Annotated in this window: 18 protein-coding genes; 6 read left to right on the forward strand and 12 right to left on the reverse strand. The window is 72.9% G+C overall.

Going from position 1 to position 19,856, the window contains the following annotated elements; translation table 11 throughout:
- Positions 1-12: 12 nt before the first annotated feature.
- Positions 13-1,491 carry a D-glycero-beta-D-manno-heptose 1-phosphate adenylyltransferase gene (rfaE2, locus tag AB0J46_RS17210; protein ID WP_364332401.1) on the forward strand — a complete coding sequence of 493 codons (1,479 nt, stop codon included), beginning with the start codon at positions 13-15 and terminating at the stop codon, positions 1,489-1,491.
- Here rfaE2 and AB0J46_RS17215 read toward each other — a convergent pair.
- From AB0J46_RS17215 to AB0J46_RS17240, 6 genes are all read right to left on the reverse strand, one after another.
- Positions 1,463-2,257 (reverse strand): hydrogenase maturation protease, encoded by a 795-nt coding sequence (locus tag AB0J46_RS17215; protein ID WP_364332404.1) that lies wholly within the window; start codon positions 2,255-2,257, stop codon positions 1,463-1,465. The two genes, rfaE2 and AB0J46_RS17215, sit on opposite strands and share 29 nt — an antisense overlap.
- Position 2,258: 1 nt before the next feature.
- A complete protein-coding gene (locus AB0J46_RS17220) occupies positions 2,259-3,152 on the reverse strand; it encodes a hypothetical protein (RefSeq protein WP_364332406.1) in 894 nt (297 codons plus the stop codon).
- On the reverse strand, positions 3,140-3,559 hold the full coding sequence (locus tag AB0J46_RS17225; RefSeq protein WP_364332408.1) for a hypothetical protein: 420 nt from the start codon (positions 3,557-3,559) through the stop codon (positions 3,140-3,142). The genes AB0J46_RS17220 and AB0J46_RS17225 overlap by 13 nt, the downstream gene beginning before the upstream one ends.
- Positions 3,560-3,754: 195 nt before the next feature.
- Positions 3,755-4,864, reverse strand: coding sequence for an L-dopachrome tautomerase-related protein (locus tag AB0J46_RS17230; RefSeq protein WP_364332410.1), 1,110 nt, complete (start codon positions 4,862-4,864; stop codon positions 3,755-3,757).
- Positions 4,865-4,904: 40 nt separating this feature from the next.
- Positions 4,905-5,753 (reverse strand): alpha/beta hydrolase, encoded by an 849-nt coding sequence (locus AB0J46_RS17235; RefSeq protein WP_364332413.1) that lies wholly within the window; start codon positions 5,751-5,753, stop codon positions 4,905-4,907.
- Positions 5,754-5,808: 55 nt separating this feature from the next.
- Entirely contained in the window at positions 5,809-7,398 is a 1,590-nt protein-coding gene (locus tag AB0J46_RS17240; protein WP_364332416.1) for an IucA/IucC family C-terminal-domain containing protein, read from the reverse strand.
- 80 nt (positions 7,399-7,478) lie between these two features.
- On the opposite strand from AB0J46_RS17240, the gene AB0J46_RS17245 reads away from it, so the two are divergent.
- Positions 7,479-9,080, forward strand: coding sequence for an IucA/IucC family protein (locus tag AB0J46_RS17245; RefSeq protein ID WP_364332419.1), 1,602 nt, complete (start codon positions 7,479-7,481; stop codon positions 9,078-9,080).
- Positions 9,081-9,184: 104 nt separating this feature from the next.
- On the forward strand, positions 9,185-10,264 hold the full coding sequence (locus AB0J46_RS17250) for an STAS domain-containing protein (protein WP_364332422.1): 1,080 nt from the start codon (positions 9,185-9,187) through the stop codon (positions 10,262-10,264).
- Here AB0J46_RS17250 and AB0J46_RS17255 read toward each other — a convergent pair.
- Entirely contained in the window at positions 10,250-11,014 is a 765-nt protein-coding gene (locus tag AB0J46_RS17255) for an SDR family oxidoreductase (protein ID WP_364332425.1), read from the reverse strand. The two genes, AB0J46_RS17250 and AB0J46_RS17255, sit on opposite strands and share 15 nt — an antisense overlap.
- A 235-nt stretch (positions 11,015-11,249) precedes the next feature.
- On the reverse strand, positions 11,250-12,227 hold the full coding sequence (locus AB0J46_RS17260) for an endo alpha-1,4 polygalactosaminidase (protein WP_364332428.1): 978 nt from the start codon (positions 12,225-12,227) through the stop codon (positions 11,250-11,252).
- Positions 12,228-12,387: 160 nt separating this feature from the next.
- Between AB0J46_RS17260 and AB0J46_RS17265 the strand changes: the two genes are divergently transcribed.
- From AB0J46_RS17265 to AB0J46_RS17275, 3 genes are read left to right on the forward strand one after another with little or no spacing between them, the layout of a single operon-like run.
- Entirely contained in the window at positions 12,388-13,677 is a 1,290-nt protein-coding gene (locus AB0J46_RS17265) for an ABC transporter substrate-binding protein (RefSeq protein WP_364332431.1), read from the forward strand.
- Complete coding sequence (locus tag AB0J46_RS17270) at positions 13,674-14,594, forward strand: sugar ABC transporter permease (RefSeq protein WP_364332434.1); 921 nt, start codon at positions 13,674-13,676, stop codon at positions 14,592-14,594. The genes AB0J46_RS17265 and AB0J46_RS17270 overlap by 4 nt, the downstream gene beginning before the upstream one ends.
- Positions 14,591-15,406 carry a carbohydrate ABC transporter permease gene (locus AB0J46_RS17275; protein ID WP_364332437.1) on the forward strand — a complete coding sequence of 272 codons (816 nt, stop codon included), beginning with the start codon at positions 14,591-14,593 and terminating at the stop codon, positions 15,404-15,406. Before AB0J46_RS17270 ends, AB0J46_RS17275 begins: the two co-directional genes overlap by 4 nt.
- On the opposite strand, the gene AB0J46_RS17280 is transcribed toward AB0J46_RS17275, so the two are convergent.
- The 4 genes from AB0J46_RS17280 to AB0J46_RS17295 form a co-directional block, all read right to left on the reverse strand.
- Positions 15,396-16,226 carry an SMP-30/gluconolactonase/LRE family protein gene (locus AB0J46_RS17280; RefSeq protein ID WP_364332440.1) on the reverse strand — a complete coding sequence of 277 codons (831 nt, stop codon included), beginning with the start codon at positions 16,224-16,226 and terminating at the stop codon, positions 15,396-15,398. The two genes, AB0J46_RS17275 and AB0J46_RS17280, sit on opposite strands and share 11 nt — an antisense overlap.
- A 240-nt stretch (positions 16,227-16,466) precedes the next feature.
- The gene (locus tag AB0J46_RS17285; RefSeq protein WP_364332443.1) at positions 16,467-17,225 is read right to left on the reverse strand and encodes an IclR family transcriptional regulator; all 759 of its coding nucleotides are present in this window, start codon (positions 17,223-17,225) and stop codon (positions 16,467-16,469) included.
- Between the two features lie 142 nt (positions 17,226-17,367).
- Positions 17,368-18,462 (reverse strand): sialidase family protein, encoded by a 1,095-nt coding sequence (locus AB0J46_RS17290; protein ID WP_364332446.1) that lies wholly within the window; start codon positions 18,460-18,462, stop codon positions 17,368-17,370.
- On the reverse strand, positions 18,459-19,841 hold the full coding sequence (locus AB0J46_RS17295) for a hypothetical protein (protein WP_364332449.1): 1,383 nt from the start codon (positions 19,839-19,841) through the stop codon (positions 18,459-18,461). The genes AB0J46_RS17290 and AB0J46_RS17295 overlap by 4 nt, the downstream gene beginning before the upstream one ends.
- Between the last annotated feature and the right edge of the window lie 15 nt (positions 19,842-19,856).

Here is a 19,856-nt window from a genome sequence, read left to right on the forward strand (position 1 = left end):
TCTATGGGCACCATGAGGGAAGAGACGGTCAGCGCGGTCGTCGTCGGCGACGTCATGCTCGACTCGTGGCTGCACGGCTCGGCCAAGCGGCTGGCCCAGGAGGCGCCGGTGCCCGTGATGAGCCTGGAGGCGGTCGAGGACGCGCCGGGCGGCGCCGGCAACACCGCGGCCAACCTGGCGGCGCTCGGGGCCCGCGTCCGGCTCGTCGGCGTCGTGGGCGACGACGCCTGCGGCGAGCAGCTCGTCCAGGCGTTGCGGCTGCTCGGCGTGGAGACGGACCTGCAGGCGGTGCCCGGGCGGCGGACCGCCCACAAGCGGCGGCTGGTCACCAGCGGCCAGCTCACCGCCCGCTACGACGAGGAGGACCTCGACGTCATCCCGCCCGAGGCCGAACGCGCGCTGCTGGCCCGCGTCTCCGCGGCCGTGGCCGGCGCGGACGTCGTCGTGGCCTGCGACTACGGCGGCGGCGTGTTCACCCCGGCGGTGCGCCGGGCGCTGGCCGGGCTGCCGCTGCTCGTGGTGGACGCGCACGCGGTCGCGCCCTGGGTCGAGTGCGCGCCGGCGGCGGTGCTGCCCAACTACGCCGAGGTGGTGGGCCTGCTCGGCGAGGTGGACGCCGCGGCCGACCGCCCGGCGTACCTGATGGCGCGCTCCGCGCAGATCCTGGCCGCCACCGGTGCCGGGATCGTGGTGACCACCCTGGACGGCGAGGGCACGCTGCTGCACCGCGCCGGCTGCCCGCCGTACCGGACCTACGCCCGGCCCGCGCCCCAGCACATGGCGACCGGCGCGGGCGACACCTACACCGCGGCCTTCTCGCTCTGGCTGGCCGCCGGCGCGACGCCGGAGGAGGCCGCCGAGGCGGGCCAGGCCGCGGCCGGCGTGGTCGTACGCCGTTCCGGCACGTCCATCTGCACCCGCTACGAGCTGCTGCGCGCCCTGCGCCGCCAGGAGGGCACCGTGCAGGCGGCCGAGCGCCTGGCCCAGCTCCTGGACGAGCACCGGCGCAGGGGCGAGCGGATCGTGTTCACCAACGGCTGCTTCGACGTGCTGCACCGGGGCCACGTCAGCTACCTGGAGCAGGCCGGCCAGCTCGGGGACGTGCTCGTGGTCGCGGTCAACAGCGACGCCAGCGTCACCCGGCTCAAGGGCCCTGGACGCCCGCTCAACCCGTGCGAGGACCGCATGTCGGTGCTGGCCGCCCTGAACGACGTGGACTACGTGACCGAGTTCGACGAGGACACCCCGGAACGCCTGCTCAGGCTCATCAGGCCGGAGATCTACGTCAAGGGCGGCGACTACACCCCGGAGATGTTGCCGGAGGCGCCGCTGGTGCGCTCGCTCGGCGGCGAGGTGCTGGTGCTCGACTACCTGCCCGACCGCTCGACGACCGCCATCATCGGCCGCATGCGCTCGGTGCCCGGCGCCCCGGACGGTGCCACGCCCGTTCCGCCGGACGGGGTCAGGCCCGTTCCGCCAGCACGTCCATGACCAGCGAGCGCACCATCCGCACCGCCTCCTCGACCGCCCCGCGCACCGGCTCGCTCAGCTCCACCAGCACGTCGTCGGTGACCAGCCGGGCCGGCTCGCAGCACAGCACGAGCACCCGCGCGGGCACCCGGCCGAGCTCGCGCGCCATGCGCAGCACCTTGACCGGGTCGAGGCCGTGGCTCTCGGCCGCGATGCCGCCGGGGCCGCCCAGGCCGGGCATGTCCGGTTCGAGCATGTCCGGTTCGAGCAGGGTGAGCGTGCCCGGCGGCTCGCCGCGCGGCGCGGCGTCCACGAGGATCGCGGCCTCGTAGTCGCGCTGGAGCGCGTAGGCCAGGTCGAGGCCGCGGCTGCCGAAGTCGAGCACGTCGGCGGGCAGGTCGTCGTCGGCCAGGCGGCGCACGACCTCGACGCCGAAGCCGTCGTCGCCGAGGAAGACGTTGCCGATCCCGGCCACCAGGACGCGCGGGCGGCAGCCCCCTCCGACCGGTTCGAGCTCCTCGGCCGAGTAGAAGAACCGGTGGCACGGCAGCCTGGACTCGCCCAGGTCGCGCAGCGGGTCGCCGGCGAGCGTGACGCCGACGTGGAAGCCGCCGACGTCGTCCCGCTCGACGCTCTCGATCACCGCGAGGCGGCCGTCGAGCGCGAGGTCGAGGATGTCGGCGCGGCTCTTCGGGCGCAGGCGCACCCGGCTGCCCGGGGCCAGCCGCACGCCGTCGACGATCGCCTCGGCCGGGGCCGGCCGTTCCGTCGGGTACCGAGTGTCCATGTCACGTCTCCCGCATGGTGCCGTGCAGGCGCATGAGCTCTTCCGGGGTGAGCGCGGCGCAGTGGTCGAGGAGCTGGTCGATCTCCGTGGCGTCGAACGTGCCGCTCTCCGGCGCGACCTTGGGATGGTCGTAGAGGATGACCGGGGCCGACAACATCGTGTGCCGGTCGCCCTCCTCGCCCACCAGCACCGGCCAGGTGCCGATGTTGTGGCAGCCCGCGGCGAGCGCGCGCAGCCCGTCGGGCGGCTCCGTCAGCGAGACGAACCGGCCGCCCGGCGAGCTCACGACCGTGTGCGCGGAGATCAGGGTGTGCTTCATGGCCTCCGCGCGCGAGTCGCCCTGCCACGGGCTGGTGTTCGCCACCCGGACGGTGAGCCGGAACAGGCCCTCGCGCAGCCGCTCGGCGAACACCTCGGCCCGGCCGCTCAGCGCCTCCCAGCCGCGCAGCAGCACGCCCTCGCCGTCGAGCCATTCGGCCCGCTGGCCCGGCGGCACGTGGATCTCCATGCCGGTCGGGCAGGCCAGCAGGTCGGCCAGGCGCAGCCCGGTCTCGGCCACCTCGCGCTCCTTGGCCTCCTCCCTGGGCAGGTGGCGGGCGCCGCCGACGGTCAGCTCGGGCACGCGGACCAGCTCGCCCTCGCGCCGCACGGCCACCTCGCAGGTGACCAGGTGCAGGAAGCGCACGTGCACGTCCACGACGTCGTCGCCGCCGGCCTCCAGCAGGCACTGGGTCTGGGTCAGCCACGGGTTGCCCTCGTGCGCCCGGCCGTAGGACTCGGGGTGCACCCCGCCGAAGTTCCAGCGCCGCCGGTCGGGCGGGACGGATTGGCGGCTGGGCCACAGCAGGTAGCCCCCGTAGAGGACGGCGCGGGCGACGCGCCTCACGTGGTCCATCTGCCGGCCCCCACGCCCGACGCCGACCGGACGATCTCGACCTGCTCGACCTCGGGGGCCGCGTCGCGCACGGCCCGGCGCACCGCGTCCGCCGAGTTCCCGTCGTCGTCCGGGAGCCGCAGGCGTACCAGGTCGCCCTCGACGGCGAGCACCTCGGCGCCGGTGCCGCGCAGCGCGTCCTCGACCCGGGTCCGCACGTCGATCGGGTGGAGGTCGTGCAGCAGCAGCAGGTGTGCGACCACGTCGTCGGCGGCCAGCCGGGCGGCCAGGTCGTCGTCGGCCGCGGCCATGATCCGCGTCAGGCCCTCGCCGTAGAGGTCGAGCAGGGCCTGGGCCAGCTCGACGGCGGGCGGTTCGGCCCCTTCGAGCAGGCTCTCGATCCTGCCGATGCGTGCGTTCAGCGACATGACGCCCCCAGGACGGTCACGCCGTCAGGAAACCAGTCGTATTTAGCGGCATTCATCGGCCTTAAGCCCCCCAAGTGGCCATTGCAGAGGTTCAGCGATGGCGTCGATCGGTATCCGATCAGTACCTCTACGTAGCGGGCATACCGCGTCGACGAAGGCGGCAAACCATGACCCAGACCATGCGCGCCCGCGGCGCTAGACCAGCCGGACCGGTCCGGCGTCGATCGGCACCCGGAACAGCGCGTACGGATACCGCCGCCGGTCCTGCCCCTCCTGGAACCTGGCCTGCCGGTGCAGCTGGTTGGCGGTCACGTACAGGTGGCCGTCGGCCACCGACAGCGTGTCCGGCCACAGCAGGCGGGCGTCGTGGACCAGGGTGTCGATCGTGCCGTCGGGCGTCCGGCGCAGCACCGCGTTGTGCTCCCAGTCGGTCAGGTAGATGTGCCCGGCGTCGTCGGCCTCCAGGCCGTCGGCCGAGCCGCCCTTGTCGCCCTCGTCCCTGACCGTCGCCGCCACTTCGTCGTCGTCCAGCGTGCGGTCGACCAGGGCGTCCGTGGACACGCTGGACCAGCGGCGGGAGAGCAGCGGGCAGTACCAGAGCCGCTCGCCGCCGGCCGGGAGCGCGATGCCGTCGGCGCCCATCAGGACGGGCGACGGCGGCCCGTCCTGCGGCCGTTCCATGAACGGCCGGCCCTCCACGACCGGCACGAAGTCCGGCGGCCGCGCCGCCTTGGTGCTCGGGTGGTCGTGCAGCCGGCGCCACGCCTGCCCGCTGGCGAGATCGACCACGATGATCCCGTTGGGCCCCTTGTCGGCGGAGTCGGTGAGGTAGGCGACCCCTTTGCGCAGGTCGAACCGCACATCGTTGAGATAGGACGTCTCCAGGGCGACACCGCGGTCGAACATGATGACCTTGACCACGGTGTCGGTCTCCAGATCCACGCAGACGAGCTTCGGCCCGCCCTTCCTGGTGGGCCGGAACATCGGGCTGCCGGTGTCGAGGATCCACAGCCGGTCCATGGGATCGACGACCACGCTCTGCACCGAGACCAGCCACTTCGACGGCTCGTCGGCCTCGGTGTTCCACTCCTGGTCGGGGTAGGGGACGGCTTTGCCGTCCCGCAGCTCGACCACGGTCGCCGGAACGTCGTCACCCCATTTGGGGAAGTTCACGAATATCCGGCCGGCACGGGAGACCGTGACGCCGGTCGGCATCGGGCCGGACTCGAAGGCGTGCACGAGTTCCAGCTTCCCGATGGGCTGATCGACCGGCTGAACGCCGTCGCGGCCGTTCCCCTTCGCCATGTTCCCCCCCGTTCCCCGATCCGCCGGGCATCTGCCCAGCTCAGGCCGGGAGAAACAGCGCCCTCTCCAGCCAGGGCCGCAGGATGGGCAGCACGTTGGCCGCCTGCATGGCCCCGGCGTGGTCGAGCCCGTCGAGCACCTCGACGTCCCAGCCCAGCGCCTCGATGGCGGCCCGTTCGCGGATCACCGGGCCGGCGATGCTGACGTGGGCGCCGCCCCACCGCTCGTCGTAGACGATCTCGTCGGCGGAGCCGACGAAGCACAGGCGGGGGCAGGACAGGCGCACCTGGCTGTCGTCGAACCCGCGCAGCGCCCGGTACAGGGTGGCGAACTGTCTGGCCTGGCCCTCGCTCAGCGTCACCTCGGTCGAGGACCAGTCGCCCGGCTCGCCCGTCCCCGTGGCCGGCGGCGTGGCGGTCTTCGGCGCGACGGCCATCCGGTACGTGGCCTCGGTGACCTTCAGCATCTCGGCGTAGGGCCCGCCGAGCGGCGGGTAGCCGCCCATGACCAGCGCCGAGAGCCGGTCGGTGCGCAGGGCGAGCTGGAGGCCGCTGAGCGCCAGCCAGGAGTAGCCGTAGTAGGCGAACCGGTCGGCCCCTGCCGCGTCGGCCACCGCCAGCATGTCGGCCGCCACGTTGTCGGGGGTGAGCGTGTCCGGCTTGGGATGGGCGAGGACGTGGCCCTCGTAGTCGAAGGCCACGACGCGGAAGCCGTCGGAGAGGCCGTCGATGAGCGAGCGGCCGAGCGCGGGGTCGGCCCCCCACTTCCGCATCTCCTCGGCCGCCTCACCCTCGATCGGCTTGGGGTTGACGGCCAGGAGCAGGACCGGGCCCGAGCCGTGGGCCTCTGTCTCGATGGTGCATCCGTCGTGCAGCGTCGCCGTGGTCACCGGTGGCCTCCGTGAATTCGATACGCCGTAAACTGTTGTCCTCGGCGAGGATAGCTTATGGCGTAAAGAGTCGCAAAGGGCTGGGCGTCGGCACGCAGCGCATGTCCGCGCCGTCCGCCTCCAGCCAGCGCAGCAGCAGGTTGGCCTTGGCGGGCACGTACGCGCCGGCGAGCAGCTCGCGCAGCTCCACGGGCCCGCCGTGGTCCTCGGCGCAGCCGGCGAACACCGATCTCGCCGCGGTCCACAGCTCGGCCCGCAGCTCCGGGTGCCGCTCGGCCACGGCTCCGGCGATCTCGCAGAGGTTGTTGACGACCAGGCAGTACAGCAGCCGTTCCCAGCCGTAGGCGGGGCTCACGACGGGCGTGCGGGCGCCGGGCAGGCTGTGGCGGTCCGCGGTCAGCTTGACGCCCTCGTGGTCGCGGAAGATCGCCTGGCCGGGCAGGCCCCGCTCGTCCACGCCGATGAGCACGTTCTGCAGGTGGCATTCGAGCACCACGCCGTGGCGGAAGTAGGCGTGCAGGACCGGCGGCACGACGTGGTCGAGGTAACGCCGCCACCACCCGAGCGCCTCGGCGGCGTCGAGGCCGTCCAGCGGGTTGCCGGGGAAGCCCTCGCTGACCCCGGCGGCCAGCAGCGCCGTCAGCCCCGGCCGCAGGTGCCCGCCCAGCCCGTCGCGGACGATCACCGCCAGCGCCTCGCCGCCGTCCCCGTCCAGCTCCAGGCTGCGGTGACCGCGGTCGCCGAGGACGGCGGGCCGCGGCCGGTGCGCGGGCAGGTCGTCGAACGCCACGCCCAGCAGGTCGTCGATCAGGCCCAGCCAGCGCAGGTCGTGCAGCCACAGACGGCGGATGTCGTTGGTGATCCGCACGTCCAGGCTGAACTTGCAGAACAGGTCCGCCTCCGGCAGGTACACCGTGCGGATCGAGGCCGTCGCCACCGCCCGCGCGGGCATGACGCCGAGGTGGCGCAGCTCCTTGAGCCCGCCCAGCAGCTCCACCTGCCAGGGGTGGGCGGGCAGCAGCGTCAGGCCGTCGGGGGCGGGCGGGCCGAGCCGGTCGAGCGCGCTCGCGTCGCCCTGCTCGACCAGCGCCTCGGCGGGCACCCCGAGCAGCGGCAGCGCGAAGCTCGCGCGCGCCTCCGGCGAGTAGGGCAGCCAGACGTCCGGGCCCGATCCGCCGCGCGCCTTGGGGGCCGGGTGGTAGCGGTGACCGGCGACGAGCGCCTGCTCCGAGCGCAGGTAAAGGTCGGCGGGCGGGGTGGTGGCGCGCTGGGCCGACAGCAGCGCGGCCATGACGTCCCTGCTCTCCATGATCTCCTTGGCCAGGGACGGGTTGGCGTGGCCGGTGCGCGTCCGCAGCTCGTCCTCGGTGAGCGCCACCAGGCCGGCCAGGGAGAGCGGGCGCGGGCCGTCGGGGGTGCGCAGGGCGGGGGCGCCGGGGTACCGTCCGGGGCGGACGTGCAGGACGTGCCCGGTCGCGGGCAGCACCCACACGTCGTCCTCGGCGGCCGCGGGTTCGGCCACCTCGCGGAGCAGGCAGTTGAGCAGGGCCGTCACCGCAAGAGCCGTGGCCCCGTCCGCGGCCTGGTGGTCGTGCGCCTCGGGTGCCGGACCGGCCGGTGGGAGGAGGCCGTCAATATATGCCATGGCGACCTGTCCTACCCTTTTGTACCGATCAGTGTCCACAGGGTTCCCACCTGGGCATGTTCCTGGATACGGGGGGGTTCATGCGGCATTCTGCGGCGCGGTTCGCGAGGGAGCTGGCCGCCGTGCGCCCGGACCTCACGCCCGGCTACGCCGCGGCCCTGCCGGGGGCGCGGGCCGCCGTCATGGGACGGCTGTGGCGGGGCCTGCTCTGCGAGCCTCTGCCCGGTCTCGCCGAGCCGGTCGCCGTGGGTGGCGACCTGTGCGTACGGCTCTCGGACGGGCGCGAGCTGACCGGACGGGCCCGGCTGCCCTACGACCTGGCCGACGAGCCGGTGCTGCGGCTGGACGGCGTCCCGTACCCGGACCCGGCCGAGCTGCTGGCGGCGCTCGGCCTGCCCGGCGCGCAGGGGCTGGTCGCCGACCTGGACAACAGCGTCGCCTCCCTGGCGTTGTCCCGGGCGGGCGCGGCCTCCCCGCTCCGGGAGCCGGGCCCCGAACGGTACGAGCAGAGCGTGGTCGACGGCCATCCCTACCATCCGGGCTGCCGCAACCGGCCTGGGGTGTCGGTGGCCGAGCAACTGGCGTACATGCCGGAGCACCGGCCCGTCGTCGCGCTCGACCTGGTCGCGGTGCCGGCCGCCGAATGCCTGGTCACCGGGCCGTGGCCGGGCTCGCTCATGGACGGCGACCGGCTGCTGCTGCCCGTCCACCCCTGGCAGACCCGGCACGTGCTGGCCGGGCTGGGGGTGCGCCCGTACGCGATCGGGGCGTTGCCGTGCCATCCGCTGATGTCCGTACGGACCCTCGCGCCCCTGGACGGCGGCCCGCATCTCAAGACGGCGTTCACCACCCGGATGACCTCCGGCGTCAGGGACATCTCCCCCGGCTCGGTACGCGACTGCGTCCCCCTGTCGGGCCTGCTCACCGCCCTGTCGGCGCGGCTCGGCGGCCGTCCGCGCATCGCCCGCTACCTGTCCGGGGCCGCGGGGGCCGTGCGCGGCGAGCACACCGCCGACCTGTCCGTCATGCTGCGCGATCCGACGCCCCGCGTGCCCGGCCACACCGTGCTGCCCGTCGCCGCCCTCACCGTCCCAGCCCAGTGGGACGCGCCGCGTGGCGAGGAGGCCGGCGAGTGGCTGGCGGCCTTCGCCGGCGTGGCGACGGCGGCGGCGCTCGGCCTGCTGGCCCTCGGGGTCGCGCTGGAGGCCCACGGCCAGAACCTGCTGGTCGTGCTGGACCGGCGGGGCCGCCCGGTCGAACTGGTCTACCGCGACCTGGCCGACGTGCGGATCAGCCCGGCCCGGCTGGCCCGCAACGGCTTCGGGACGCCGCCGGTGAGCCCCCGGCTGCTCAGCGACGACCCCGGCGTCCTGCACGCCAAGCTGTTCGGCTCGCTCGTCGGCACCACGTTCGGCAGTCTGGTCTCCCTGCTGGGAGAGGGCGACCGTGCCGCCGAGTCACGCCTGTGGGCCGTCGTGGCGCGGGCCGCGCGGCGGGCCTTCGACGCGCTCCCCGACACCGCCGACGTGCGCGCCGACCGCGCGGCTCTGTTCGGCGAGCGGATCCGGGTGAAGGCCCACCTGCTCGCCCAGCTCGCGGGCGCCCCGCCCGGCGACAGCTGGACGGCGCTGCCCAACCCCCTCACCCAGGGAGCCTCCTGGCCCCTCGCTCACGCACGGTGAGCGCCTGGCTCTTTTCCCGAAGGAGGAGGAGTATGGGGCATGCAGCCGGACCCTGCTGCGCGTCGATCTTCGATCACGCAGAGTTCAGGGAAGGAGCGAATCCGATGATGCAGCTCTCAGTACGGCTCGTGCCCGTGGGCGACACCACCCTGGTGGTCGCCCTGGCGGGCGAGCTCGACTCGACGACCAGCCCCATCCTGGCCGCCTTCCTCGACCCCCTGCCGCGCTCGCGGGTGAAACACGTGATCGTCGCGGCGGGCGACCTCTGGTTCTGCGACCTGAACGGCCTCGAACAGCTCGCGATCACCCACCGGGCCATGCAGGAGAAGGGCGGCCACCTGGCCGTCGCCGAGGCCCAGCCCGCGCTGTGCCGCCTCATCGCGCTCATGACCGAGCACGGCGGCACCGCGATCCCCCTGTTCAGCACGATGCCCGACGCCCTGGCCGGGACCGGCGTCGAGATCTACGAGCAGACCGGCCCGCCCAGGCCGGTCAGCCGCCACCTGGCCTGCTTCCGCCGGGCCCGCGACCCCCGCTCCGAGCAGCATCACGGCACCCGCCGGCTGCGGCCGCAAGAGACGCCCATCACCCCCGACCGCCAGGAGAACCTGCCGCCACCCGGCCGCTGGTCCGCGATCGTCGGCCGGCTGCGTTCGGCCAACGCCGACCTGCAACGCGCGAACGACGAGCTGCGCTCGGCCAACGCCGAGCTGCGCCACGCCAACGACGCGCTCACCGCCCGCGCCGCCGAGCTGCGCCGCGCCAACGACGCGCTGGTCGCCCGCACGGCCGAGCTCGACGAGGTCGGCCGGATCACCGCCTCGCTGGTCCACGGGCTGGGCGACGCGGCGGTGGTGCTCGACGCCGACATGCGGGTGCTCATCTGGGGGGCGGGGGCCGAGGAGTTGTGGGGGGTGCGGGCCGGGGAGGCGGTGGGCCGTCCGCTGGCCTCGCTGGGCACGGGGTTGCCGGTGGAGCGGATCGTCCCGCTCGTGCGTGACGCGCCGGCCGGGGGCGCGGCCAGGGCCGGAGCCAGGAGGGTCGCGCTCGACGTGGTCAACGGCCGGGGCCGGCCGACGCGGCTCACCGTCGAGCTGTCCCGCCTGCGTCCCGGCGACGACTCCGGGCGCGGCCTGATCATCGCCATGAAGGTGCCGCGCCCCGGCGACTCACATGATCGCTAGCTGGCCGCCGTCGATCACCAGCTCGGTGCCGTGGACGAACGCGGCGTCGTCCGAGGCGAGGAAGGCGTAGGCGGCGGCGACCTCCTCGGCTAGCCCGGCCCGGCCCAGCGGGATGTGGTCGCGTTCGTAGGCGGAGACGAAGTCGTCGGCGAGCCCCGACGAGATCGAGGCGTTCAGCGGGGTGCGGATGTAGCCGGGGCACAGGGCGTTGACCCGGATGCCGTGCCCGCCGAGCTCGACGGCCATGGTCTTGGTCAGCAGCAGCACGCCGCCCTTGGAGGCGTTGTAGTGGGCGTAGTCGGCCTCGCCGCCGAGGCCGTTGGTCGAGGACATGTTGAGTATCACGCCGCCCGTCCCCCGGTCCACCAGGTGGCGGGCGACGGTCTGGGCCATCAGGAACATGCCGCGCAGGTTCACCGAGACGATCCGGTCCCAGTGGGCGGGGGTGATCTCCAGGAACGGTTCCCGCCAGGCCGTTCCGGCGTTGTTGATCAGCACGTCCACGCCGCCCATGGCCTCGATCGCGGCCGTGACCAGCCGTGCGACGTCGTCCTCCGAGCTGACGTCGCCGGTCAGCCCGTCCAGCTCGCCGAGCGGCGCGAGCTCGGCGACGGTGCGCTCGACCTCGTCGCCGTCCAGCCCGGTGAGCACCACCCGGGAGCCCTCCTCCAGGAACCTGCGGGCGGTGGCGGCTCCGATGCCGCTGCTGCCCCCGCTGATCAGCACCCGCTTCCCGGCCAGTCCGCGCATGACGCCGTCCTTCCTCAACGTGCCGCGACGCGCAGACCTGTGGTGACCTGCCCGTTGGGTCATCAGAAAATAGCACTGATTCCGTATCCTGCACCGGCGTTCCGCTACACGGAACCAGAGGCCCATGTCGGGGATTGCGGAACTGCATTCTGTGACCACATCAGGCGGAGGTGTCACGGCCGGACGACCGTGACACCTCCGCCGTGGCCCTAGCCCGGGACGGGCAGGGTCCTTGTCACTTGCACGGCTTGTACGGCGTGTCCTTCAGCGAGTAGTCCACGGCCTTCTTGATCGCGTTGATGCCGAGCTTGGCCGCCTTGGGGCAGAAGGTCGACGGCGCCGTCTCGTACTCGACCTGGAACACCGGCTTGCCCGCCTTGACGAAGACGCTCAACTGGCCGCACTCGTCGTACTGGAAGCACTCCTCGTTGACGGCGTAGTCGAAGCTGGACACCAGCTCGGCCGCCTGGCTGAGGTCGTTCTTGAGCGCCGCGGACAGGCCCTTGCGGTGGGCCAGGTCGGCCAGCGCCTTGTTGTAGACGAGCTGGGTGGCGGGGCTGACGGTCCAGCCGGTGACCGACTTGCCCTCTTCGTGGGCGTTGACGACGTCGAACTCGACCCCGTCGAAGCCGGCCTGGGCGCACTTGTCGACCCGGGCCTCCATCATCTTCAGCAGGAAGTCCCGCTGGCCCTGGTCGTTGTTGACGTTGGCCCAGCGCTCGTTGGGGAACTCCGCGCTGAACGGCTTGCCGAGCAGGGAGTTGCCGTGGCTCTTGTGCCAGGCGACGAACTGCTGGTAGTCGGGCCGGTACTCCTCGATCGAGCCGGCGTCCACGTAGCAGACGGCCTTCGCGCCACGGGCGTGGATGGCCTTCACCGCCGCGGTGTTGAGCGTGGTGTTGTTGCCCACCACGTCGCCGTCGGCGTAGAGGTCGATGTCGAACACCGCCGGCCGGACGCAGGCGCCGCCCGACTGGGGGGCCACGCAGATGTCGACGTTGACGCCGCCGGTGGCGGCGTACTTGGCGTTGCCCTGGAGCTGGTACTGCCAGCGGCTCTGCAGCGGCGGCTGCCACGCCCCCGCCTGCGCGGCCTGCGCGGCCTGCGCCGCCTGCGCCGCCTGCGCCGTCTGGGCCGTGGCCGGTGCGGCGAGCGCCGCGAGCGGCGCGCAGCTCAGGGCCGCGACCGCGGCCAGCCGGGCTAAGAGAGTCATGGTTCGCACGTTCGCGCCCCTCATTCCGTCTAGTGGAACTCTAGTCTGCATCGTGGATGCGTGACTATACTCGCCGCACGCAGCGGGCCGCCACGCCCGCCGTGCTCTGTGGAGGGAACCCCATGGCACGACCCATTCACCACATCCGTGAGGCCGCCCGATGAGGCCCCGTACGACGCTGGTCGTCGTCGCCCTGGCTCTGGCCGCGGCGAGCTGCGGCGGCGGCGGCGGACAGGAACGGGCGGACGGCCCGGTCGAGATCACCATCTGGCACGGCCAGGAGGACACCTCGGCGAAGTCGATCGAGAAACTGGTCGCCCGGTTCAACCAGAGTCACTCCGACGTCAAGGTCAGCACCGAGTCCGGCGGCGCGACCGCAGACGGCATGCTACCCAAGATCACTGCCGCGCTCACCTCGGACGCCTACCCCGACATCGCCTACCTGTACGGCTCCTGGGCCCCCAACGTGGCCAGGAACCCCAAGACCGCCGACCTCACCTCCCAGGTCAAGGACCCGGCCGTCGGCTGGGACGACTTCTGGGCCAACGAGCGCGAGGCGGTCACCGTCCAGGGCAAGGTCATCGGCTTCCCCGCCGTCGTGGACGACATGGTGGTCCTCTACAACAAGAAGCTGCTGGCCAAGGCGGGCGTCAAGGCCCCCGGCCCCGACTGGACCTGGGACGACTTCCGCGACATCGCCAGGAAGACCACCGACGCGCAGAAGGGCGTCTTCGGCACGACCTGGGCGATCAGCGGCGGCGAGGAGGCCGTCTGGGGGCTCTGGCCGCTGTTGTGGCAGGCGGGCGGCGACATCCTCACCCCCGACCACAAGAAGTCGGCGTTCAACTCCGCGGCCGGGCAGCAGGCGCTCGGCCTGGTCCGGAGCATGGCCGTGGACGACAAGTCGGTCTATCTCGACTCCAGCCCGGCCGAGAAGGGCCAGAAGCTGTTCGAGTCCGGACGGCTGGCCATGTTCCTGTCCGGCCCCTGGGTCCTGCCCGACCTCCAGGCGGCCAAGGTCGACTACGGCGTCGCGCGGCTGCCCGGCACCAACGGCAACCACGAGACCGTCTCCGGCCCGGACAACTGGGTGGTGTTCGAGCACGACGAGCGCCGCGTCAAGGCGGCGACCACGTTCCTGAGCTGGCTGACGTCCGCGGAGCAGCAGCTCGTGTGGATGAGCGACACGGGCTCGCTGCCCATCAGGGAGTCGATCACCAAGCTGCCCGGTTACCAGGACTATCTGCAGAAATATCCGGGCATCGAGGTGATCTCCCAGAACCTGGCCAACGCCAAACGGGTCAGGCCGCCCACCACCAAGTACCCCCGCGTCTCGTCCTTCGTCGCCGAGGCCGTCGCGCAGGCGCTGCTGGGCAAGTCCGACGCCAAGACCGCCCTGGACGAGGCCGCGGCCAGGTCCGACGCGGTGCTGGCGGTGCCGGGCTCATGAGCAGCGCCGCCGTCGGCGCGCCCGCCGCCCGGCACGCCAGGAAGACCCGCGGGCTCGGCGACCACGTCGCGGGCTGGTCGTTCGCGGGCCCCGCCACGCTGATCATCCTGGGGTTCGCGCTGGTGCCGATGGCGTGGGCGCTGGCGCTGTCGTTCACCGACTCCGACCTGATGAAGACGCCCGAGAACGTCGGCCTGGACAACTACCGGGCGCTGTTCCAGGACCCGGTGTTCTTCCAGGCGGTGCGCAACACCGGGCTGCTGCTGGTGCTCTACATCCCCGCCTCGCTGGTCTTCGGCCTGGTGGTGGCGGTGCTGCTGAACAGGAAGGTGCGCGGGATCGGCTTCTACCGGACCGCCTTCCTGGTCCCGTACGTGGCCTCGGCCACCTCGGCCGGCCTGCTCATGGGCTACATCTTCGACCGCGACTTCGGCCTGATGAACGGTGTGCTCGGCCGGCTCGGCCTGCCGCTCCAGGGTTTCCTGAGCAGCCCGTCACAGGCCATGTACGTGCTCACGCTGATCTTCTTCTGGACCCGGTTCGGCTTCGCCGTGGTGATCTACCTGGCGGCCATCCAGGAGATCGACAAGGCGGTGCTGGAGGCGGCCGCCATCGACGGCGCGGGCCGGTGGGCCACGTTCCGGCACATCATCGTCCCCTCCGTACGGCCGATCACGGTCTTCCTCGCGGTGTGGGGCGTGATCGACGCGCTGCAGTTCTTCGACCTCGTCATGACCACCACCCAGGGCGGCCCGGCCAGCGCGACCGTGACCATCGTCTACTACGTCTGGCAGCTCGCCTTCCGCTACTCGGCCGCCGGGTACGGCGCGGCCGTGGCGTACACGCTGTTCGCCGGGACGCTGCTGCTGATCGTCGCGGGCCTGGTGGTCGCGCGGCGGAGAGGGGCCGTGCGATGAGGCGACGCCTGCCCAGCAAGTGGCACCTGGTGCTCGCGCCGATGTCGGTGGTGACGCTGCTGCCGTTCGTGTGGCTGCTGCTCAGCTCGGTCATGACGCAGGCCGAGCTGAACAGGTTCCCGCCGCCGATCCTGCCGGAGGGCATCGACCTCGGCGGCTACCGCACGGTCATGGAGCGCTCCGAGTTCCCCCGCTGGTTCCTCAACAGCGTGCTGGTGTCGAGCGCCATCGTGGCGGCCCAGGTCGTGCTCTGCAGCATGGCCGGGTACGCCTTCGCCCGGATCCGGTTCATCGGCTCCCGGCTGACGCTGGTCCTGATCATCGCGACCGCGCTGATCCCGTTCCAGCTCACCGTGATCCCGACGTTCCTGATGTTCAGCCAGGCCGGGCTGGTGGACACGCTCGGGGCGCTGGTCATCCCGCAGCTCAGCTCATCGGTCGGGATCTACCTGATGACGTCGTTCTTCCAGTCCTTCCCGAGGGAGCTGGAGGAGGCGGCGCGGATCGACGGGTGCTCGCGGGTCGCGCTGTTCTTCCGAGTGGTGCTGCCGGTCGCCAAGCCGGCGCTGGCGGCGCTCGCCGTGATCACGTTCATCACGGCCTGGAACGACCTCTTCTGGCCGCTGGTGGTGATCAACTCCGAGGCGAACTACACCGTGCAGGCGGGGCTGACCACGTTCCAGGGCCAGCACCGGGCCGACTGGCCCGCGATCATGGCGGGCACGGTGCTGACCACGCTGCCGGTGCTCGCCGTGTTCCTGTTCGGCCAGCGCCGGTTCGTGCAGGCGCTGACCGGGGCGGTCAAGGGGTGAGGCCGCGGTAGGGGTTGGCGGGCAGGCCGGTGTGGGGGGTGCGGCAGCGCCACAGCTCCCCGCCGGCGTCGCCGTCCCAGGCGGTGGTCACGTACAGCACGTCGAGGTCGGGGCCGCCGAAGGCGCAGCTCGTCACGTTGGCCGCGGGGACCTCCACGGTGAGGTCCGTACGCCCGTCCGGCCGGAGCCGCACGACCGCCGCGCCGCCCCACAGCGCGACCCACACGTGCCCGGCGGCGTCCACGGTCAGGCCGTCGGGGCTCGGGAGGGCGGCGAACTGCCGGCGGCCGTCGAGCGTGCCGGTCGCCGGGTCGTAGTCGAAGACGTCGATCCGGTCGGTCGCGGTGTCCACGTAGTACATCAGGCGTTCGTCGGGGCTCCAGCCGACGCCGTTCGAGATCGTGACGCCGTCCAGCACCTTGTCGCACGTACGGTCCTGGGCCAGGCGGTAGAGCGAGCCCGCGCCGGGGGTGTCGTCCTCGGCCTTGGTGCCGGCGAAGAAGCGGCCCGCGCGGTCGCAGGCGCCGTCGTTCATCCGGTTGCCCTCGGGCTCGGACGGCCGGGCGACCAGTTCGGTGCGGCCGTCCGCGTGGCGGGCGAAGCCGTCCCTGAGTGCCAGCATGAGTCCGCCGGAGGCGTGCGGCACGGCGACGCCGACCGGTTGGCCCAGCTCGATGGTCTCCCGCTCGTCGCCGGCCGGGTCGAGCCGGTGCACGTGGCCGGCGGGGATGTCGACCCACAGCAGGGTGCCCGTGGCGGCGTCCCACCTCGGGCCCTCCGCGAGGGCGGCACGGGGGACGGGGACCTTCTCCAGCTTCATGCCCATGTGTCCTTTGGTCCGTGATACGGAATGCTGTTCCGCGTTCTTTCCGACCGTAGCCGGTTGAGGTCCCCTTGGGGAGAGGGGGGAGGAGCCGGCGCCACCGCCCGATGCGGCGGCCCAGCGGGCCGGACCCTGGCGCGACAGAGTTGCGGCGCCGAAGGGCGGCGCGGGCGCGGGGGCCGCGGACAGGCGCGGAGGCGGAGGCAGGCGCGGGGGCGGCGCGGGGGCGGGTGGGGGTTAGACCTGGGCGGAGATGGCGCGGCGGAGGCCGAGGCCGACCTCTTCGAGGCGGGCGACCGACATGCGGTCCTTGATCGCGGTCACGCTCACCGCCGCCACCGGCGCGGTCTTGCCCAGGAAGACCGGCGCCGCCACGCACCGCACCCCCGGCTCGTTCTCCTCCAGGTCGAGCGCGTACCCCTGCTGCCTGACCTGGTCGAGGTGGGTGGCCAGCTTGGCGGGGTTCGTGATCGTGTTCCTGGTCCTGGCGGCCAGCGGCCCGTAGCGCTCGGCCCACGCCTTGACCGCCTCGTCCGTCGGGTACGTCCAGGCCAGCAGCGCCTTGCCCACGCCCGTGCAGTGGGCCGCGTTGCGCCCGCCGACCACCGAGGTCATGGTGATCGACCGCACCGCCTCGACCTTGTCCAGGTAGACGACCTCGCCGCCGTCGAGCATGGCCATGTGCACGGTCTCGGAGAACTCCTCGCTCAGCCGCAGCAGCAGCGGCCGGACGAGCGTGCGCAGGTCCATCGTCTCGTAGAACCGGAAGGCCGTGGCCAGCATCTCGGTGCCGAGGAAGTACGGGCCGCTCGGCTCCGGCTGGGCCGCGAAGCCCCGGTGCTTCAACGCCCCGAGCAGGCGGTGCAGCGAGCTCTTCGGCAGCCGCAGCCTGGTGGCCAGCTCGTCGAGCGTCACTCCCCTGCTGTGTCTCCCGATCTCCTGCAGGATCAGCAGGGCACGATCGACGCTCCCCACAGGGGACTGGGTCTCAGCCACTGAACTCTCCCTCGCCTGTTCCGCTGATCGGAATGCTAGCGCGTATTACGGAACACTCCGCACACGCGGTCGCACAGTGGTCGTCTCAGCGTAGTCAGCACAGCCCTGTGTCAGCACAGAGCTGTGGGAAAGGAACGGGCGGCTACGCCCGGCGGGGGTCGAGCTCGGCGACCGGGATGCGCCGGAAGGCGATGCTCTCGTACGGCCCGAAGTCGCCGGTCTCGAACAGCAGCCCCACCGTGTCGCCGTCCACCCTGACCAGGTCGGAGTAGGCGGCGGGCAGGCCCGACACGGTGTGCACCGGATGCCAGGTGACCCCGGCGTCGGTGCTCGCCCGTACCGTCATCAGGGCCCGCGCGTCGGGCGCGGCCGGGCCGGAGAACAGCAGCACGCCGGGCGGCTCGCACCACAGCACGCTGCCCTCCACCACCGGCCCCACCAGCCCGGCCTGCGGACGGAAGGGCAGGTCGAGCCGCTGCCCGCCGTCGGAGGAGCAGGCGTCGGCGCGGGTGCCCGGCGCGGCGGAGTCCGTCCTGGCGTTGACGTAGAGGCGGCCGTCGGGCAGCTCGGTCGCGGTGGTCTCGTTGACGTTGACGTAGCCGTCGGGGTCGTCGTCCACGTAGCCGATGCGCCAGGTACGGCCGCCGTCGTCGCTGAGCAGCGCGTGGCCGCCGTTGTAGCGGCCCTCGGTGCCGTCGTCCGAGCCGGACGGGGGCAGGGAGTGGTTGCCCGGCACCACGACGCGCCCGCTCCGGAGCCGGACGGCGTGCCCGGGGCCGGTGGCGTACCAGCGCCACTCGGGGCGCTTGACCTGGGCGGTGATCTCGCGCGGGGCCGGCCAGGTGATCCCGTCGTCCGCGCTGACCTGGACGAACACCCGCCGCCCTTCAGCCGCCTGCACCTGACCCCGCCTGATCCTCTCCTCGGTCGCCGACGGTCCCTGCCGGACGGTGACGAGCAGGATCCGGCCGTCGTCCAGCACCACGGGCGCGGGGTTGCCGACCGTGCCGCGGTTCGGTTCCGTGGCGACCACCTGAAGGGGACCCCACGTCAGCCCGCCGTCGACCGACCGCCTGAGCACCAGGTCGATGTGCCCCGAGTCGCCGGCGGACCCGCGCCGCCCCTCGGCGAAGGCGAGGAGCGTCCCGGCCCCGGTCACCACGACCGCCGGGATGCGGAAGGTGTGATAACCCTCGGACGCCGCCCGGTACACCACCGACGTGGGGTAAACAGTCATGCGCGAACGCTAGGCCCCGCAGGTGAACGTCTCCCGACCTCCGGCGGACGTCCCGATGCCAGCCCGGCGGCCAGGCAGGCCAGCGGGAGAGCCGGTACGACGTACCGCACGTCGTACCCGCTCAGGAAGGACGGCGCCACGACCAGCACGGCGGCGGCCACGCCGGGCAGCAGCGCGTCCGGCCGCCGCCGTACGGCCGCCACCGCGAGCGCGCCCCCGAGCAGCGCCAGGAGCACCGGGTACGGCAGGTAGCCGAAGCGCTGGTAGGCCCGCAGCCAGCCCGCGTAGGGCTCGACGATCCGGGTGTCCGCCGGCCCGCCCTCGTACGCCCCGGCGATCCGCCGTACGGACGCGCGCAGCGGGCGCTCCTCGTAGGGGAACCAGTACGGATTGGTCTTCCTGTCGGCCACCTTCCTTGCCGTGGTGCGCTCCCAGCGCAGCAGCCACCGCAGGTCGCGCCCGACGGCGGCCAGGTAGTCGCCGGGCTGGGCGAGGACTGCCTCGCGGGCGAAGCGGCCGGCCAGCGCGTTCCGGTCGCCGGGGACGGCGGCCAGGGTGGGCCCCCACATCCAGTGGGCGGGAGAGGGCCGCCCGGCCACCGGCGTCCTCGGGCAGAGGGGGGCCAGCTCGGGCTCCGGCCTGATGACCGAGCAGTCGGCGAAGGTCATCGTGCGGGCCCACAGGAACAGGCCGTCGGCCTTGGTCAGGCCGAAGGTGCCGCTGGTGGCCCACATCCAGGAGGCGTACCCGAGCAGCGGCGCCGCGCCCGCCAGGACCAGACAGAGCAGCGGGCGCGGCCCGGGACGGCGCAGCAGCAGGCAGACGGCGGCCACCGCGAGGACGGCCACCCCGATCGTGCGGGTGACGGCGGCCAGGCCGAGCAGCACGCCGCCGGCGGCCGCCGTGACCGGAGTGAGCCGGCCCGACAGCGCCAGGATCCCGGCCGTGACCAGCACGGTGAACAGCGCGTCCGCCATGATCATGTGTTCCAGCAGGATCAGGAACTCGTCGTACAGCAGCGGCGCGACGGCGGCCGTCGCGCCCCAGCCGGGCAGGCCGCGCCGCCGCAGCAGGGCGTAGACGGCCACGGCGAGCGCCAGCCCGGACGCGTGCTGCACGGCGGCCACCAGCGCCAGGCTCTTCCCGGGCCCGAGCGCGGCCAGGAAGAGCGAGTACCCGAGCGGCCGGAACGTCCCGGGCACGGGGTCGGCCGCGGCCTCCAGATAGGAGAACGAGTCCGCCCAGAACCACAGCGCGGGCCGGTACCCCGCCATCGCGAGCAGCCGCAGCGCGACGGCGGGCACCAGCGCGACCAGCAGCGCCCGATGCCGCCCCAGGGCGTTTCCGGGCAGCACGAACACAGGAGACGGCGCCGGCATGGGGAGCTCCTTCAT

Origin of the sequence: Nonomuraea sp. NPDC049758 (assembly GCF_040674635.1) — a bacterium.
Lineage (GTDB): Bacteria > Actinomycetota > Actinomycetes > Streptosporangiales > Streptosporangiaceae > Nonomuraea.

What these genes read in the sequence shown, in the direction of transcription:
- rfaE2 (WP_364332401.1), top strand. Translation starts at nt 13, where the DNA reads ATGAGGGAAGAGACGGTCAGCGCGGTCGTCGTCGGCGACGTCATGCTC.
- AB0J46_RS17215 (WP_364332404.1), bottom strand. Translation starts at nt 2,257, where the DNA reads ATGGACACTCGGTACCCGACGGAACGGCCGGCCCCGGCCGAGGCGATC.
- AB0J46_RS17220 (WP_364332406.1), bottom strand. Translation starts at nt 3,152, where the DNA reads ATGGACCACGTGAGGCGCGTCGCCCGCGCCGTCCTCTACGGGGGCTAC.
- AB0J46_RS17225 (WP_364332408.1), bottom strand. Translation starts at nt 3,559, where the DNA reads ATGTCGCTGAACGCACGCATCGGCAGGATCGAGAGCCTGCTCGAAGGG.
- AB0J46_RS17230 (WP_364332410.1), bottom strand. Translation starts at nt 4,864, where the DNA reads ATGGCGAAGGGGAACGGCCGCGACGGCGTTCAGCCGGTCGATCAGCCC.
- AB0J46_RS17240 (WP_364332416.1), bottom strand. Translation starts at nt 7,398, where the DNA reads ATGGCATATATTGACGGCCTCCTCCCACCGGCCGGTCCGGCACCCGAG.
- AB0J46_RS17245 (WP_364332419.1), top strand. Translation starts at nt 7,479, where the DNA reads ATGCGGCATTCTGCGGCGCGGTTCGCGAGGGAGCTGGCCGCCGTGCGC.
- AB0J46_RS17250 (WP_364332422.1), top strand. Translation starts at nt 9,185, where the DNA reads ATGATGCAGCTCTCAGTACGGCTCGTGCCCGTGGGCGACACCACCCTG.
- AB0J46_RS17255 (WP_364332425.1), bottom strand. Translation starts at nt 11,014, where the DNA reads ATGCGCGGACTGGCCGGGAAGCGGGTGCTGATCAGCGGGGGCAGCAGC.
- AB0J46_RS17260 (WP_364332428.1), bottom strand. Translation starts at nt 12,227, where the DNA reads ATGACTCTCTTAGCCCGGCTGGCCGCGGTCGCGGCCCTGAGCTGCGCG.
- AB0J46_RS17265 (WP_364332431.1), top strand. Translation starts at nt 12,388, where the DNA reads ATGAGGCCCCGTACGACGCTGGTCGTCGTCGCCCTGGCTCTGGCCGCG.
- AB0J46_RS17270 (WP_364332434.1), top strand. Translation starts at nt 13,674, where the DNA reads ATGAGCAGCGCCGCCGTCGGCGCGCCCGCCGCCCGGCACGCCAGGAAG.
- AB0J46_RS17275 (WP_364332437.1), top strand. Translation starts at nt 14,591, where the DNA reads ATGAGGCGACGCCTGCCCAGCAAGTGGCACCTGGTGCTCGCGCCGATG.
- AB0J46_RS17280 (WP_364332440.1), bottom strand. Translation starts at nt 16,226, where the DNA reads ATGAAGCTGGAGAAGGTCCCCGTCCCCCGTGCCGCCCTCGCGGAGGGC.
- AB0J46_RS17290 (WP_364332446.1), bottom strand. Translation starts at nt 18,462, where the DNA reads ATGACTGTTTACCCCACGTCGGTGGTGTACCGGGCGGCGTCCGAGGGT.
- AB0J46_RS17295 (WP_364332449.1), bottom strand. Translation starts at nt 19,841, where the DNA reads ATGCCGGCGCCGTCTCCTGTGTTCGTGCTGCCCGGAAACGCCCTGGGG.